General features: G+C 53.5%; 13 protein-coding genes and 2 riboswitches. Of the genes, 3 read left to right on the top strand and 10 right to left on the bottom strand.

Annotated elements, in window-relative coordinates; all coding sequences use genetic code 11:
• The first annotated feature begins 91 nt into the window (after window positions 1-91).
• Window positions 92-955: a fibronectin type III domain-containing protein gene (locus DTF_RS0109905; protein WP_081702902.1), complete on the top strand. Its 864-nt coding sequence runs from the start codon at window positions 92-94 to the stop codon at window positions 953-955.
• A gap of 100 nt (window positions 956-1,055) precedes the next feature.
• On the opposite strand, the gene DTF_RS0109900 is transcribed toward DTF_RS0109905, so the two are convergent.
• The 8 genes from DTF_RS0109900 to wecB form a co-directional block, all read right to left on the bottom strand.
• Complete coding sequence (locus tag DTF_RS0109900; protein WP_027715193.1) at window positions 1,056-1,658, bottom strand: C-type lectin domain-containing protein; 603 nt, start codon at window positions 1,656-1,658, stop codon at window positions 1,056-1,058.
• Window positions 1,659-1,994: 336 nt separating this feature from the next.
• Entirely contained in the window at window positions 1,995-2,498 is a 504-nt protein-coding gene (locus tag DTF_RS27195) for a PEP-CTERM sorting domain-containing protein (RefSeq protein WP_051361205.1), read from the bottom strand.
• 488 nt (window positions 2,499-2,986) lie between these two features.
• Window positions 2,987-4,369 carry a PEP-CTERM-box response regulator transcription factor gene (prsR, locus tag DTF_RS0109885; RefSeq protein WP_027715191.1) on the bottom strand — a complete coding sequence of 461 codons (1,383 nt, stop codon included), beginning with the start codon at window positions 4,367-4,369 and terminating at the stop codon, window positions 2,987-2,989.
• Window positions 4,366-6,456, bottom strand: coding sequence for an XrtA/PEP-CTERM system histidine kinase PrsK (prsK, locus tag DTF_RS22960; protein WP_051361204.1), 2,091 nt, complete (start codon window positions 6,454-6,456; stop codon window positions 4,366-4,368). Before prsK ends, prsR begins: the two co-directional genes overlap by 4 nt.
• A gap of 1 nt (window position 6,457) precedes the next feature.
• The gene (locus DTF_RS22955) at window positions 6,458-7,444 is read right to left on the bottom strand and encodes a VanZ family protein (protein ID WP_226989269.1); all 987 of its coding nucleotides are present in this window, start codon (window positions 7,442-7,444) and stop codon (window positions 6,458-6,460) included.
• Window positions 7,445-7,522: 78 nt separating this feature from the next.
• A complete protein-coding gene (locus DTF_RS0109870; protein WP_027715190.1) occupies window positions 7,523-8,155 on the bottom strand; it encodes an exosortase C-terminal domain/associated protein EpsI in 633 nt (210 codons plus the stop codon).
• Complete coding sequence (gene xrtA / locus DTF_RS0109865; protein ID WP_226989259.1) at window positions 8,152-8,994, bottom strand: exosortase A; 843 nt, start codon at window positions 8,992-8,994, stop codon at window positions 8,152-8,154. The genes DTF_RS0109870 and xrtA overlap by 4 nt, the downstream gene beginning before the upstream one ends.
• Window positions 8,991-10,097, bottom strand: a complete 1,107-nt coding sequence (wecB, locus tag DTF_RS0109860) for a non-hydrolyzing UDP-N-acetylglucosamine 2-epimerase (protein WP_027715188.1) — start codon at window positions 10,095-10,097, stop codon at window positions 8,991-8,993. Before wecB ends, xrtA begins: the two co-directional genes overlap by 4 nt.
• Before the next feature lie 643 nt (window positions 10,098-10,740).
• Window positions 10,741-10,830: riboswitch (cyclic di-GMP riboswitch) on the top strand.
• 258 nt (window positions 10,831-11,088) lie between these two features.
• Window positions 11,089-11,168: riboswitch (cyclic di-GMP riboswitch) on the top strand.
• A 93-nt stretch (window positions 11,169-11,261) separates the two neighbouring features.
• Between wecB and DTF_RS25460 the strand changes: the two genes are divergently transcribed.
• Together DTF_RS25460 and DTF_RS26510 are read left to right on the top strand one after the other, a co-directional pair.
• Entirely contained in the window at window positions 11,262-13,310 is a 2,049-nt protein-coding gene (locus DTF_RS25460) for a MopE-related protein (protein WP_081702901.1), read from the top strand.
• A gap of 179 nt (window positions 13,311-13,489) precedes the next feature.
• Window positions 13,490-14,758 (top strand): hypothetical protein, encoded by a 1,269-nt coding sequence (locus DTF_RS26510; RefSeq protein ID WP_155890776.1) that lies wholly within the window; start codon window positions 13,490-13,492, stop codon window positions 14,756-14,758.
• A 142-nt stretch (window positions 14,759-14,900) separates the two neighbouring features.
• Here the strand turns inward: DTF_RS26510 and DTF_RS0109845 are convergent, their stop codons facing one another.
• Both DTF_RS0109845 and DTF_RS0109840 read right to left on the bottom strand, forming a co-directional pair.
• Window positions 14,901-16,052: a glycosyltransferase family 4 protein gene (locus tag DTF_RS0109845; RefSeq protein ID WP_027715187.1), complete on the bottom strand. Its 1,152-nt coding sequence runs from the start codon at window positions 16,050-16,052 to the stop codon at window positions 14,901-14,903.
• A gap of 10 nt (window positions 16,053-16,062) precedes the next feature.
• A partial coding sequence (locus DTF_RS0109840) for a glycosyltransferase (protein ID WP_162148628.1) occupies window positions 16,063-16,496 on the bottom strand: 434 nt, incomplete at its 5' end.

Here is a 16,496-nt window from a genome sequence, read left to right as displayed (position 1 = left end):
CAATCCCAAGGCACTCATCTTCGATTTATACAGATGTGTGCTTTTTTTGTTCGCGTTTTGGGGATAAAACAGAATCCATCAGGGATAAAAAATGACCAGGAAATTACTTGTTTTGCTCTCAATTATCGCCATTTTCTCGACCGGCCAGGCACTGGCCAGGGATATCACCCTGGCGTGGGATGAAAATCCGGAGACTGATATTGAAGGTTATAGAGTCTACTACAAGGCTGGATCTTCTTCCCTTCCACTGGACGGTATCGCCGCCGCCGAAGGTGCCTCGCCCATAGACGTTCAGGACAACGTGACCACCACCCTGACCGGTCTACCCGACGGTCAGATCTACTATTTCGCCGTCACAGCTTACAATACGGCTGGACAGGAGAGTCCGCTTTCGGAAATGGTCGTCAGCGACTGGGTTCCCGGACTGTACTATCCGGTGCCCAATGAAGTCGTGACGCCGGCCGAGGTGACCTTCAGCTGGGAAAGCGCTCCCATCGGCGAGGACATGACTTACACCCTGTATTACAGTACCGATCCTGCCCTGGAACCCGGCGGCAATATGGCTTCCACCCCCTTCCAGACTCCGGCGACGCTGGCCGGCGGGGCCTTCATGGGCCTCATCGGCTTCGCCCGGGCACCGCGTCGACGGGGGAAAGCAATCCTGGTGATTGCCCTGCTGCTTGCCCCCGTGCTCATTTTCGGTTGCGGTGGTGGTGGCGGTGGTGACGGTGACGGCAGTGATCCGGCCCTCGTTGGAGGCATCAGCGACGACGGAGCCGGTCCCACCATCGACGGCGGCCGTTCCACCCTGGAGACAGTGGCCGGCCTGAGGGATACCTATTACACCGCCTTCGATCTGGAGCCAGCCACTAAATACTATTGGAAGGTCGTTGGCATGGACGCTCAGGGCAAAACCTATGAGAGCGTGAGCGGGAGTTTCATGACGGAAAATTGATTTTCGGTGCAGATTTGAGGAAATGAAAAGCCCCAACCGGGGAAGGCTGGGGCTTGGTGTTGATCGTAATTTGGTGTCTGTAAATTTGGTGTCTGTAAATTTATACTTCCTTTCTCCGGCGAACTGCAAAGGCCAGGCCCACCAGACCACCACCGAGGAGGAAGAAGGTGGAGGGTTCGGGGACGGGGGCGCATTCGACGACATATCCCACCACTTGGCCGTGGGAACCACCATTTTGGCCATAATCAGCCCACATGGACCCAGAGTGAGTACCACCGTTATAATAAACAAGGCCTTGAGCCACGCCGCCTTCACCGAAGTTGGGTTCGCCTCCATACCAATTTGTGTATGGCCCAAATGCCGATCCGTCTACCCATTCAAAACCTGCTATACTCGACTCGGCAGAAGCACCCAGCCAAGGACCGACCCCAAAAGAATTGTATAAGTCCGTCGACAGTCCGGCAAGCGCGGTTGCGACAAACTCATTCTCTGCTTCTGAATCCACGACAGCCAGCATGCAACCCAGATCCATGGCCGCTGAATAAGCATCGCCCCAACTAATGCCATTTGCCTCGTAATAGAATTCATAGGTGATTCCTGTCGAAAAATCTGTTGCTGTGTGAATCAAGATTGCGGATGCAACACCGCTTGAACCGACAAGGAATAGTGATGCCAAAAATAGCCTCAAGATAGATTTTCTCATTTTTTTCCTCCTTTTTCAGTATGGGGCCTCATTATTTCTTGATGGTCACTTATAAGTTGAGCAAGGTTCGTTCCAAAAAGTAAACCGCAATAATTTCAATAACTTTATCGAATGAAAATATGCTCAACTATAAAGATGTAAAGAATTCCGACATAATCTCCCCCCCGGCTCCCGGCAGTCCCTCCGGCGCGCCCTGTCAGTCCGACAAAGAAAAATCCGGAGAAGCTGATCTCCGGACAGGTATTCAGGATCGATCTCCCGGGGAAATTTCCGTCGGGATATTTTACACTTCTGGCGGCGATCCGGCTGAGAAGACCGGAGGTGCCGGCTCGTGCCTTACCCGTTCCTCCGGCGTCTCCAGGTCACTACCCCAAGGCCGGCCAGGCCGCTTCCGAGAAGGAGCAGGGTGCCGGGTTCGGGGACGGGGACGGATGCCACATAGAAGCGAGTCCAGTCAAAACGCCAGTCTCTTTCGGGACCGGTACTAAAGCGAACATCTATAAAACTGATTGCGGAGAACGTCTGTAGTAAAGAGGAATTCACGCCAGGGACAACGTCAGGCTCGGTCGGGCCGCCCGCGCTGTCGATACGAATATCAAAATCCACCGTTGAAAAACCAGTGGTGTTGAAAAAATTAAGCGTAACGGAGTCCGTATCATTTGAATCAAAAAGGACGTACGGGAATTGGGGCGCTATTCCATTGTTGTAGTTATCTGCGTTTGTACTAGGGAAGTTAAAATTAACTGATCCCACTGGGTCTCCGGTGATCGGCGTAGCCCATGCGGTACCTACCCAGAACAGCATGCAGGTAACAAATCCCACGACCAGGAACTTTTTCATAGTTTGCCTCCTTTATCCTTGATGAACGTTTTGAGTCAACCGTCTATCACCCCCCCTGCCACTCTTCACTCGCCTGCGCTCAGCTCCATGTGACATCCTGATATGCAGGGGCCTGCTCGCATAAAATTCATTAAACCTCTCATTTCATCCTCCCTTTTTGACCTGAGGTATCCTGTCTCGCGAGCGTTAATCTTCTGTTTTGCACAATCAAAGCCAACGCTACAATAATAGGAATTTAATGACCTTTTTCCGCAGCACTCCTCTTGTCGCAGCCTTTGTAAGTTTTTCCGACAATCAAAAAACTCGTTCTCCATTCCCGAGGGAGCGGCGGAACAGATCCCACGGTCATCCTGCATCGCAATGAGAACGAAAGCGGCCGGGTCGAGGGGGTCAATGTTTCCCGATCGGAGAAAAAAAGGGCGCCGGGAACATCTTAAGAATTTCAAGAGTTTTTCCGGCGCCCTCTGGAGGGTGGTATGGAGAGAGCCCTACTCCGTCGGCTGATACAGCTTGTGCTTTTTCAACAGGTCGTACAGGGTCGGGCGGCTGACGCCGAGGTCTCCGGCGGCCTTGACGATGTTCCCCTCCTGTCGTTCCAGGGCCGCCGCCAGAAGTTCCCGCTCCAGTTGCTCCCGAGCCTCCCGCAGAGTCAAACCGGCGGCATTTGTTGCCTTGGTCGAAAGCCTTCCTGCGACCGCCGCCAATCCCAAATCTTCCGCCTCGAGGATCGGCCCCTCGGCCATGATGACCGCCCGCTTGACCCTGTTTTCCAGCTCCCGCACATTCCCCGGCCAGTCGAAGCTCCGCAGGGCATCCAGGGCCGCGGCACTGAAGCCTCGCACCCGTTTTCGAAACGCCTCCCCATAGCGATGCTTGAAGAGGGTGGCCAGCAGCATGATGTCGTCGCCCCGACGGCGCAGAGGGGGGAGGCTGACGGTGATCACTCCGATCCGGTAATAAAGATCCTCCCTGAAGGCGCCGCTTTCGAGGATCTTGCCAATATCAGCGTTGGTGGCGGCGACGATCCGGGTATCGACACGGATGTTCTCCCTGCCGCCGACCCGTTGAATGACATGATCCTGGAGAAAACGAAGGAGCTTGACCTGCAGCATGGTCGGCAGCTCACCGATCTCGTCGAGAAAAAGGGTCCCTTTGTCGGCGTACTCGACCTTCCCCTGCACCCGTGCCTGGGCGCCCGTGAACGCCCCCTTCTCATGGCCGAAAAGTTCCGTTTCCAGAAGGTTTTCCGGAATGGCGCCGCAGTTGATCGGGATGAAGGGACCGTCCCGCCGCAGACTTTCGCGGTGGAGAGCCCTGGCTACCATCTCCTTGCCGGTTCCGCTCTCTCCCAGGATCAGAACCGGCACGTCGCTGGTCGCCACCTTGCGGATGGTGGCGAAGACCTCCAGCATTTCCGGGCTCTGCCCGAAAATCCCCTGAAAGCCAGGGCTCTCGCCTCTCAGATCCTTCTGCAGCTGCCGATTAGCCTCCTCCAGGTCCGCCAGGTGGAAGGCACGCTGGAGCATCACCTTCAGCTCGGCAAGCTCGACAGGTTTGGCATAGAAGTCATAGGCCCCCATCTGCAACGCCTTGAGTGCATGCTCCCGTTCCCCCCTGCCGGTGAGTACGATGACCTTGGTCTGCGGTGCCAGGCCCAGAAAATTCTCCAGGCAACGAAACCCCTCCGTCACCCCCTCCTCATCCGGGGGCAGGCCCAGGTCCAGGGTTAACACCTGCGGTCGATGCTTTTTGAACAGGCTCAGCGCCTCGGTTACATCCCCGGCGAGCAGGATGGAATAATCCCGACCGAGGCCCCACTTGAGCTGTTTGCGGATTTCGGCATTGTCATCGATGATCAGGAGGTTTTTCATAGAAAATCCGGTGATTGGTGATTCGTGATTAGTTGATTGGTCAAGGGCAGCCAAACGGTAAACTCCGTCCCCTCTCCCTGCGTGCTTTTCACCTCGATCCGGCCGGCGTGGGCCTCGACAATCTGCCTGCACTGGTAGAGTCCGATGCCGAAGCCCTTCTGCTTGGTTGTCGCAAATGGTTTGAACAACCGCTCGCGAATAAATTCCGCGGACATCCCGCATCCCTGGTCGAGGCAACGGATAAACGCCATTCCGTCGCAGCCGACCTCCAGCCGCACCGGGCCGTTGCCGGCGGTCGCATCGAGGGCGTTGAGCAACAGGTTCTGCACAACCTTGGCGATTTCGGATCGGTCGATCGTGCAGCGTGTCGGGGCTCCCTCCCATGTGATGCATTTTTTCGGTATCTCAAGGGCGGTCTCCGCCACCAGGGCTGAAAGGTCGCAACTTGCAAGCTCCAAGCAGGTTTTTTTTTCGAAATTCCGCAAACGCTCGATCAGGCCCTTCATGCGCCGGACACTGTTGTCGAGAGTCTCCAGCATGTCCGCCTGAAAATCGGGATCCTCCATGTAGTTGCGGGCGTTTTCCACCACGAGGGCCAGATTCGACACCGAGTTCTTCAGATCGTGCATGACAAATGCCGACACTTTGCCGACGGCTGCCAGCTCCCGGCCGGCGGCAAGCTGCTCGGCGAGCTTCTGGTTCATCAGGGTGGCGGCGGCCTGGCGGGCGAGGACCTTCATCAGGTCATAATCCTCGTAAAAGAATACTTCCGCAGGATTGATGGGTTCTCCCAGCAGCACCATCCCCTCCAGGCGTTCGTCAAAGAACAACGGCACCACGAAATGGATCCCCTGCTTTTCCATCAGCGTCCGGTTTTCCTCGACGATCTCCGTGGGCCCCTCTCGGTGACTGAACACCCAGCGCCGCTCTCCCAGAAATGCAGCCAAGGTTCCGCGGCCCGGGATGGTCTGAACAGGCAAGGCAAGTTCATGGACGGCAAAAGGCCTGAAATCCCCTCCCTCGCCGTTGCGCAGATAAAGGGCGCTGCCCCGTACCGAAAAGGTTTCGGAGAAAAACGCCAGCACCACGACGGCCACCTCGTTCAGATCCGAGCAGTTGGACAGACGGCTTGTGAACTCCAGCCAGTGCGCCCGGTAGTCGTACTTTTCCTTGAAAAAATGCTTGTGAACGAAGACCCGGGTCCTGCGCCGCAGAGTGTCGGAGAGAACCAGCGCCAGGAGCGCCACGGCTCCGACCAGACCCAGCAGAACCACAAAATACCTTTGCGAGTGCGGCCCGAGATAGCGCATCCCCTCCCCGGCCAGACCCAGCGCGAAGAGATAGAGGCCCACCGCCAGGAGGACCGTTGAGCGATAGGCCGCTTGACGAGATACGGCGAGTCGCGTGGGGACACCGCGCCGCAGACGGGAAAATGCCATCAGAGCCACTCCCAGCACCAGCGCAATGGAGCGGGCCGGCAACAGGGCCAGGTCGAGGGAGCTGTAAAGGAGTCCCTGGCTGAAATAGACGATGGAAACCCCAAGAAGGACGCCGGCGCCTACAAACTCAAACTTCGCCTGCCAGCGCTCCTGCCTTCCCAGCACTCTCAATGTCCGTTCCAGTTGCATCAGAGCGTAGATCAAAAAAATGAGAAGGCCGAAATAAAAGAAGTATCCGGCACGGCCAAGGAAGATAAGCCGCTCCTCGGCGAAATCGGGAGAGTAGTAGAAACGATCGAGGGGGACCAGCAGAATAACCAATGGAAAGACGAGCGAAAGGAACAAAAAAAGTTTAGAAGAAAGAAGGATATCCCGGAACCTGATCTCCCGACAGAAGATGAAGGAGAAAAGGCCCCACGCCACCGGGAGAAAGGACTCGGCCCAAAGTGCCCCCCGCCTCCAGGTCCAGAGCTCCTCCGGCCGGAGCACGGACAGAAGGTCGAAAAGCTCCAGAGCCGCAAAAAGCAACAATCCTGCAGCCAGCGCATAGACTCCGCCGCTCTGCTTCTCGGCCTTTAGTAGAAGGAAAAGGCTGTAGAGAGCTGCTAAGAACACGGCGATGAGGGGAAGGACTGTCTGCGGTAGCATCTTATTTTACCTTGAAACGAGGGGAACAGCGGGAGAGGCTTATCTCTCCCATCCATGCGCCGGACATCCCGCCGAGCGTGTTGAGCGTCAGGTCCACCAATGACGGGACCCTGTCGGTAACGACGAGCAGCTGACCGGTCTCGATCGTCAGGCTCAATACCAAGCAAAGGATCGTCGCAAACACCCATGAGCGCCCTGAATTCAAAAAAATGATCATAAGGCCGTAAGGGATAAACCCGAAAAAATTTATCATGTAATCAAGGATGTCGCCGGTGCCGGATCCACCCAGCAAAGTTTGAAGTAAGGGGCGCGGCTTTCGCGGGACTTCGTATCTGTCCGGAACGTTCAGCATGCCCGGTAAAGTATATTCAATGGACTCTTTTCCCGAGCGAACGGTAGCCCGCCGGATACTTCCCAGCCAGGGCCTGTCGAATGTCAGTTCATTTCCCAAGGCGAGATTATAAGTCAGGTCCCACTGGGAAAAGGGTTTCTCCGGCAGGGGTACATAAAGCGGCGTTGATTCATCTACATGAATGCGCAGAGCGCTCGTCGTAATCGAAACCTTAATGCGATGCCAGGACGAGGAAGAGAATACGCCTTTCACCACGTATGGAGGGATTCCGTTCAGTCCGGTCTCCGGATTCCGCATCCTGACAATGAGATCCTCGTCTTCCTGAGCGATGGTCAGGTTTCTAAAGTATGGGTCCTTAGAAAGAGTAAAAATGCGTGCAGGGCCGAATTGCCGCAGGTGCGCCGCTTTAATTTCCAAATCGATTTCCAGAGGAGTGCCATCTATGGTTTTTTGTACCCACTCAGGGGAGGTGTCCGCGCAGGCGATACCGGGTCCGCTGAAATTGTAGCCCGCTGCGGTAAGTACAGCTTTTTCATTGTTAAAAGTGTGTGCTCTATAAACCCAGTTGAAAGGGTAAAAGCCGACGGCCAGATACATCAGGGTTATCAGTATGCCAACAGCCCATTTAATCGACATGATCAACTAACTCACCTCAACCGCGCCGCCATCCGAAACTGCTGAAAGCGTACCTTTTCGACCAAGAAAAGAGACCTCCTACATTGGCAAAACAGAACGGATCTCAGGATAGAACTCCTCAATGAACCGCCGCCCGGCTTCGAATGCCGCCTCATCGTCCTCCTCGAAGGGAATGGAGATGCGAACGAAGGCCGAATCGCGGCGACCGTGGAGAATGGAATTGGTGACCTCCGCCAGCTTAAGGCTGTACTCGTCATTGAGTGTCTTACCCTTGACCTGAAACCAGTAGAGAAACATCTCCTTGGCATCCCCGTTCTGGTAGACCGAACAGACCAGACGGACAGCCTTCTCGCCAACCGGCAGTGCCATTTTCTTCTCACTCAGTTCGAACCAGCCTCCGCCGGGGAGACAATGCTTGGGGGAATGGATCGATCCGGTTTCCTTTCCACCGTTGTGGTAGCCGAGATAGAAGGCAACCTGCCGGCCTTCCGCGTCGTGATAGACACGGTAGAGGTAGTCGCTCGGGTTGAGGACTGCCAGCACCTGTTCGCTGAAGCGGGTTTCGCCGGTCATTACCCATGCTCCCTGCTGCATGGGGATCTCGTTCAAGGGACGGCTGGTGGGAACGGCTGATTCCTCATGGTTATGGAGGTACAGGGCAGCGACGATCAGCAGGGCATAGACGACAAAGAAGCGATAGCGCTGGGTCATCTTCCGATCCTCCTCAAGATCATACCGGTCAGCAGCAGAAGTCCCATCGCCAGGGCGAAAACCGCAAGTCCGGCGAATTCGTGGAAGAAACCCTCTGCCGCTGCGGCACCGTAATATTGCGCGAGAAAACCGGTAGCGATCACTCGGAACATGTTGCTTATCATGGCGATCGGAACCGCCATCAAGATCAGAAGGATCCTCTGCAGCCTCGAATTATGAAAGATAAATGCGTAGGAGACGCCGATGGCAAGAAGCGACATCAGCGAACGCAGACCGCTGCAGGCATCGGCGACCTCCAGCGTGACATTCGGGAACATGATGATGTTCCCCTCTCGCCATACGATCACTCCGGCAGCCTTGAGGGTGGCCACCGAAACCTTGGCCACCAGGAGTTTCAGCGGGAAGGCGATGGCGTCATAGACGATATAGGGGAGAGGGACCATGAAAACGAGAAAGACGACAGGAAGGGCGAGGATCCTTAAAACCTCCCTACCGAACCAGTAGAGAATGATGCCGGCGAGAAGAAGGACCAGAGATATCCGCTGAGTGAAGTATTCGGTTCCAGCGGCGCCGACGATCAGCATCACCAGGGCGGTGAAGATGACGACCAGCCCGGCATTGCTGGAGCGCACCTCGGATGCTTGCAGGTCACCTCGGCGCTGCCAGGCGAACCACCCCGAAATAAAAGGGACGAGGAGACCGTGGGAGTAGTTGGGGTCGTTCAGCCAATCATCGAACAGATCGGGCATGATTGTGGCGTAGAGGACCGCAACAAAGGGGAGCAGCAACAAAAAATATATCCGGTTTTTCCGGAAATACGCCGCAGCAGTATCCATCATCTTTTCTCCAGAAGTACCTGCACAATCCTCTCCGCCGCCCGCCCGTCCCACCTCTCCGGCACCCTTCCTTCAGGCACATTACCTTCCAATATCCTTCTGGCGCACTCCAGGACTTTCTCCGGGTTGTTTCCCACCAGGAAGTTGGTCCCGACCTCGCAGGTGATGGGGCGTTCGGTGTTGTTTCGCATGGTGATGCAGGGGACCCCCAGGACTGTCGTTTCCTCCTGGAGTCCGCCGCTGTCGGTGAGAACCAGTCTGGCGTTCATATTCAGGTGCAGGAATTCCATATATCCGAGAGGTTCGGTCATCCAGATCCCTTCGACCGTATCGCCGCTGCTGAAGTAATGAGAGAGCCCGAACTGCTCGGCCATTTTCCGGGTGCGGGGGTGGATGGGAAAGACGATGGGGAGTTCCCTTGAGATTTCGTGCAGCGCCTTCAGAAGACCGCCGAAAACGCCGGGATCGTCGACATTGGAGGGGCGATGCATGGTCAGGGTGGCGAATCCTCCCGGCTTGATCCGCCACTCCTTGTCGACCAGTCCGACTTCCCTGGCCTTTTCCCTGTGCTTGAGCAGGGTATCGATCATGACATTGCCGACAAAGAAAATCTTCTCTTTAGGAATCCCTTCGGCCATGAGGTTTTCGTCAGCCCAATGATCGGTTGTGAACAGAAAATCGCAGAGAACATCGGTGCAGAGGCGATTTATTTCCTCAGGCATCGTCATGTCCCGCGAGCGCAGGCCGGCTTCGACATGGGCAACTTTGATACCGAGTTTCTTGGCGGTGATGGTGCAGGCCATGGTGGAGTTGACGTCGCCGACGACGATGACCAGGTCGGGCTTTTCCTTGAGGCAGATCTTTTCGAACGCGACCATGATCCTGGCGGTCTGTTCGGCATGGGAGCCGGAGCCGACTTCGAGATTGATGTCCGGATGGGGCATGCCCAGATCACCGAAGAAGGACACGCTCATTTTCTCGTCGTAGTGTTGACCGGTGTGGACGAGGATATGCTCGATTCTCTCCGGATGCTTGTTCATGGCCTCGATGATCGGGGCCATCTTCATGAAGTTGGGACGAGCTCCGACGATATTAATGACCTTCAAAGTCTTTCTCCTCGTATTTGCTCAAGGCCAAGGACGTCATTTGCACAATTGAAGATAAAAGATCTTTTATCAAGAGCCATACCAAGAAGGTTTTTTCCAAAAATTCAGCTACTTACTCGCTCCATCCCAAAAAGATTGGCGGACCCATGGCGCGATCGGAAACAGGAAGGCAGGGGGGTGTTTCAGATGGAAACAGTCCCATGGCAGACTCTGTTTCCGCAGAGCGGTTCACCGCCGCCCCATCCCCGGATCGTGTCACGCACGCCACACCGAGTTGCAAGAACACCTCAAACGGTCCCGGGAAAAGGTGAAAAAAGGGTGAAAATCTTCACCCGCCAGGCCCCATCGATAAATTTTTTCAATCAATTTTCGCTTGTATAACAACGGGTTGTGACGTTTTGCGCCATTCCGCTGCGTGAAAACGCGAAGACCTAAAAAGTCCAGTACTCCCGCCCCCTTCCAACTCGAAAAGACCGTCTCCGAAAGCAAATTTCCCTATGCAGGCAGGAGGGGGAAGCGCTTTGGCAGAACGACGGCTCAGGGTGGAGAATCGACCCTGACATTCTTAGATGATCGTTATTGGCACGCCAGGTGCAAACTACATAGGCCAACGATCCAAACACTGGAAAGATAGTAATTTTTTCTCAGACAAAGGCAAAACCGGAGTAATCCGGTGACGCAAAGCCACGGGTCCGCCTTCGCAAAGGCTATGGCGGATAGCCGGGTTGCCAAGAGAAACGCAATCACAAGCGGGCATCGGTCCGTTCTGGAGCGCTTTTCTTCGGCATGAAGGAAAGCGCTTTTTTCGTGAATGAACCAAATCCATCAGCGAGAAAGGGGATGAAAAAGGCAGATGATGAGCGTCTGGAGTGAAGAGGAGAAGATTTCAACAGGGCCGGTGAATTTAGATACGTTCAGACATGCGAATGTAACAGCATAACCATCTCCCATCCGCAATTTCCGGATGGAGCCCACAACCTACAATCCAAGTCCACGAAAAGGGTAAACCCCGCAAGGGGGGTACCAAAGCCACGAATCCCAAAGCCGTAACGGGATGGTCGGGTTGCCGAACGGACTGAAGAATCTGTTATCCGCCTCCGGTGGCGGATCGGTCTTCTATTCGAAGCAGCTCAAGACCATCCGCCATGGAGGTAATTTTTGTCAATGAAAAGCAAAGCTGCGAGTCTTCCAACCAATCGATTTACAGTAAGATTGCTCCAGGTTCTAGCCATCTGCCTGGTCAACTCGATTTGCCTGGCTTCGGCGTTCGCCGTCACTCTGGAGTGGGATCCGAACCAGGAATCGGATGTCATCGGATACCGGCTTTATTATGGATCAGGCTCGGGTTCCTACAACGGCGTCGATGCTCTTGAAGGATCCTCACCCATCGATGTCGGCAACAACATAACCGCCACCCTGTCAGGGCTCGACGACAGCTCGCCTCATTGCTTCACCGTCACGGCCTACAATACGTCTGGGCTGGAGAGCGGGGTTTCCAATGAGGTATGTATCCAGGCGGCGCAGGACCCCGCCTCAACGGCGCCCTCAGGAGCCATCGAGGCCGAGTGGTCCACCCTGAGCGGCACCATAAAGAAGATCTCCGATTCGTCCGCTTCGGGCGGCGCCTACATCCGGACCACATCCAGCGGATCAGAGACCGCCCAGTTCACCTTCAATGTCGAATCGGCAGGCGTCTACCAGATCATCGGCCGTGTCCATGCTCCCGGCGAGGCCTCGGACTCCTTCCATGTCTCCATCGACGGCGGCTCCGAGTTCGTCTGGGATCTCAACCCGAGCCTTTCGGCTTCCGAGTTCAATGCCTGGCGGGAAGACCCTATGGCCAACCGCGGAAACGGCGACTACACCGCTCCCCAGTTCGATCCCTTTACCGTCGAGCTGGCCGCCGGCACTTCCACCGTCGTTCTCCGCAGCCGGGAAGCGAACGTCGGCCTGGACTACCTCTACCTGAAAAAGGTCGGCGAGATCAGCGATCCCGCCCCGGTCGTCACCGATCTCGACCTGGACGGCTACCCCAAGGAACTTGATTGCGATGATAACGATCCTATGATCTACCCGGGAGCCCAGGAGACCCCCTACAACGGGATTGACGAGAACTGCAACGGCATGGCAGACGACGACGATCTCGACGGCGACGGATATGGATATGCCGTTGATTGCAACGACAACGATTCAGCCATCAATCCGGGGGCCACTGAGATCACCGGTAACGGCATCGATGAGAACTGTAACGGCATGGCGGACGATACTGCGGATACCGGGAACGTTTCCCCGGCGCCATCCGGAACCCTCGAGGCCGAGATGGCCACCCTGAGCGGAACCGTACAGAAGGTCTCCGATACCTCCGTTTCGGGCGGCGCCTACATCAAGACCACATCCAGCAATTCAGGGAGCGCCAAATTCGTCTTCAATGTAAAATCAGCGGGCGTCTACCAGATCATCGGCCGCGTCCATGCACCGGACGAGGCTTCGGACTCCTTCCATGTCTCCATCAATGGCGGCTCCGAATTCGTCTGGGACCTCAACCCGAACCTTTCGGCTTCTGAGTTCAATGTCTGGCGGGATGACCCCATTGCCAACCGCGGAAAAGGCGACTACACCACGCCCCAGTTCGATCCCTATACCATCGAACTGGCCGCCGGCACGACGACCGTCGTTCTCCGCAGCCGCGAAGCGAACGTCGGCCTGGACTACTTCTACCTGAAAAAGGTCGGCGAGATCAGCGACCCTGCCCCGGTCGTCACGGACTTCGATCTTGACGGCTCCCCCCAGGATCTTGACTGCAATGACAACGATCCGCAGATCTACCCGGGGGCCGAAGAAATCCCGTACAACGGGCTGGACGAGAACTGTAACGGGATGGCCGACGACGATGACTTGGACCGCGACGGATTCGGCCAGGCGACTGACTGCGATGACCTCGACCCCCTGCTTAATCCCAACGTGGAAGAGATCCCCTACAACGGGCTGGACGAGAACTGCAACGGCATGGAGGACGATGACGATCTCGACGGCGATGGCTATGGATATGCTACTGAATGCAACGACAACGATGCGAGCATCAACCCTAGGGCCACTGAAATCACCGGCAACGGCATCGATGAGAACTGTAACGGCATGGCGGACGACACTTCAGATACTTCGGGGAAAAACGGGAAATGGGGTGATGGGCATCCCGGGAAAGGGAAAAAGTAAATGTCTTTCAACCTGCCGTATGGTATGACCGTCTTCTGCCTTGCCGTATTGCGGCCTCCCATCGACGGTCTGGATTCACCGTATCTGAAGGAGCACGGAAGTTTTTCAGGCAGGTTGCATACAAGTATGAATAACGTAGTCTTGGCTAATAGGGAAACATTTAGTTAAAAGGATCGATTATGAGCATAAACTTTATCAAACAAGCATTTTTGGCAATAGCAATCATCTTCCTTTGCTCCGGTGTCGCTTTTGGGGCGCAAACCATATTTGATTGGAATGAATCGGGTACGTCTGGAACAACCTGGCCGGGATGGACTTGGTCAAATGACACAAATGGATACGGAGGGTCCGGCTGGAGGAAAAATGACGGAAAGTTTTATTATGGGGATTCAGGGTGGTTCCCAAGGGCATTCCAAAAAAGTGACTATGGCAATGATAGTATTGGTACTATCGTGCAAGACAGGGCGCCTAGTACGGAATCTGGAGGATCTCTAAAGGTATATGACACTGGTAAAACTTCTGTTTATCAAGCTGGGCATTGGTTTCAATGGGGTAAAAACTTTAGCAGCCAGGGTTTGGCGACCAATGATACAGATAGACTTGATTTTTATTTCAAGCCTGTCGGCATCTCTAATAGCGGCCTGACATCTGATCCTAATAACGGTAATATTCACTTTGGGACATATCTGTGTTGGGATGGTGGCGGTCTAGGAGGGGAAAGTTGTCCTAAAGAAGCCAACAACCAACATTATTATCACATGTTCACTGTCAATTCAGGCACATGGTTGCATATGCAGCTAAATCGCCACCCCCAACACCAGAGAGGTATGAAAGAGGCTGATAAACCAGACGACAATCCTTCTCCGTACAACTACTTTTCCGTTATGAATAGTTTTTATTTGGAAATTCGATACCCGAATTCAAGTAAAACATATTATATCCTAGACGAAGTTAAGTTAAGTGAAACAAGTCAACCAGAGAATGATATCTCAATTAACTCAGTCTGGGTTGGATATTGGCCGGAAAGCGACAAGTGGGAAATTGGATTCATGGACGACTCTTTTAATGCAACCGGATATAATTCGTCATCTCAGTCGACTTTCGAGGTCCGCTACTCCACATCTCCTATCACCAATGCAAATTATGCTCAAGCTACCGTAGCAGAGCCTGAGTATTGGGAGCGTGGAACTACAAATAAGTTCAGGCGCCCAAACTCTTGGAAAAAGCCGGCATGGACTCGCTTCACCATTCCAAATTCTATTGAGCAGTCTGTGAATAGAATCTATTTTGCCATAAAAGATGTTTCATCTACGGCCAATGGTGATGGTCATAATGCACCAAGTTCTTTGATTCACACGATTGACTATGATCTAAAACCAGGAACTGATTCCGATTCAGCAGGAGGTACGCCACCTAAACCTGTCGCGAACCTGCGCATTATCAATTAAAGAATTTGTTATATCTCACTCAGAGGCACAAAGCCTCCGGAGTCATCCGGAGGCTTTTGTGCCTTGGAGTTTTCAGGACAACGGCTACGCTGGTCACTCATTTGTCTTTGTCAGTTACGGATACCAAAACACTATTAATCGGCTATAAATCACTAACAATGCGACAGACTTCACTGGCATTCCAGCCCCAGTTCAGTCGTCTGTTCACTTTCTCTCTGGCCGAAGCGCCAAGGGAATTACGGAAACACCCATTTTCAGAAAGCGATGCCAAGACGTCTCTCAGACTATAGAAATCGTCTACCAGAAAAACCTTTCCATTTACCTCGGGGTCAATAATATCCAAAAGATTTTTTGTATCCGGTGCCACAACAGCCTTGCCCATTGACATATACTCGATGACCTTCATGGGTGATGCATAAAAGGTGGTCTTGGGACTAACCGCGATATCGATCAGATTTACATACTGGGGAACTTTCTCATGGTCAACACGTCCGGTGATCGCTGCTTTACCTTCCAAGCCTGTTTCCTTGATCAATTGTTCAATCTCCTGCCTGATGGGGCCGTCCCCAACAATCAGAAGAAAAATATTTTTTTCCTTTGACAACTCAGCAACAGACCGCACCAGAATATCAACTCCATGCCACGGCCGTAAAACTCCCGTAAAGCCAATTGTTACATCATCTCTTCCGATGCCTAATTCATCGAGAAGTTCTTGAGACTTCGGAGCGGGTATGAATTTTTTATCATTCACACCATTAGGCATGACAATGATTTTTTCTTGCGGTACACCCACAGAGATTAAATATTCCTTGAGTGGAGTTGAAACGACTATCGTTCTGTTAGCATGTTTGCAAACCCAACTCTCAATAAAAAAAGCCAACTTGCGAAAAATCAATTTTTCATCCGGTTCCTGACTACGTTCAAGCGCAAGAGGAGCATTTACTTCAACCAGTATCGGAACTTTGTTGATTTTTGCAGCCAAAATACATCCGGCATTAAAAGTTATATAACGATCGTAAATGAAATCAGGTCGATTTTTTTTGATTAACCGAAAGATCTGAAAGGCACTATAAATTGTGTAAGCAATCTCGCAGACTTCAAATAGGATGCAGGGCATTCCCTTTTTCAATCTAGTCAACAAGCCAACCCTTTGATTGAGCTCCGGCTTTGTCTCACCAACCGGCCCCACAACCATGACCTCATGCTCAAGTGCTCGGAATGCTGCAACCATATCACGAATATGAATACCCTCTGCGCCATCGCCAAGAGTTCTATGATGATAAAGAATTTTCACACACTTCTCCTCAGCACTTTTGATCTGCCACAGGTTCAAGGACCTTTCGATAAATAGCCAATACTTGCCGGGCGCAGGCCTCCCATGTCCTGCTCTGCATCCTTTCAGATATCTCTTTCCGATCCCAAAGAGTAGTCAAAGCTTTTTTAATATTCTGTTCCAAAGCCTTCAAATTCTGAATATCAGCAATGAAACCGTTATGCCCAGGCGCAACAAAATCCCTTATGGCACCAACATCAGTCACAACAACCGGTACACCACTGGCCAAAGCCTCCAAAACAACATTTGGACACCCTTCGCCCTGGGTTGCCAGGCAGAAAAGGTCGGCAGCGCAATACCAGGTGTTGAGCTGTTCATGATCGACCTTGTCGATCATGTGAACATTGTTCAGGCCCAACTCCTGGATCATGCGGCGCAATGCAGGGCTAAAATCCCCTTCGGGGT

It is taken from the genome of Desulfuromonas sp. TF (assembly GCF_000472285.1).
Classification (GTDB): Bacteria; Desulfobacterota; Desulfuromonadia; order Desulfuromonadales; family ATBO01; genus ATBO01.
The sequence above is the reverse complement of the archived record's forward strand: the minus strand, read 5'-3'. Positions and strand labels throughout refer to the sequence as shown.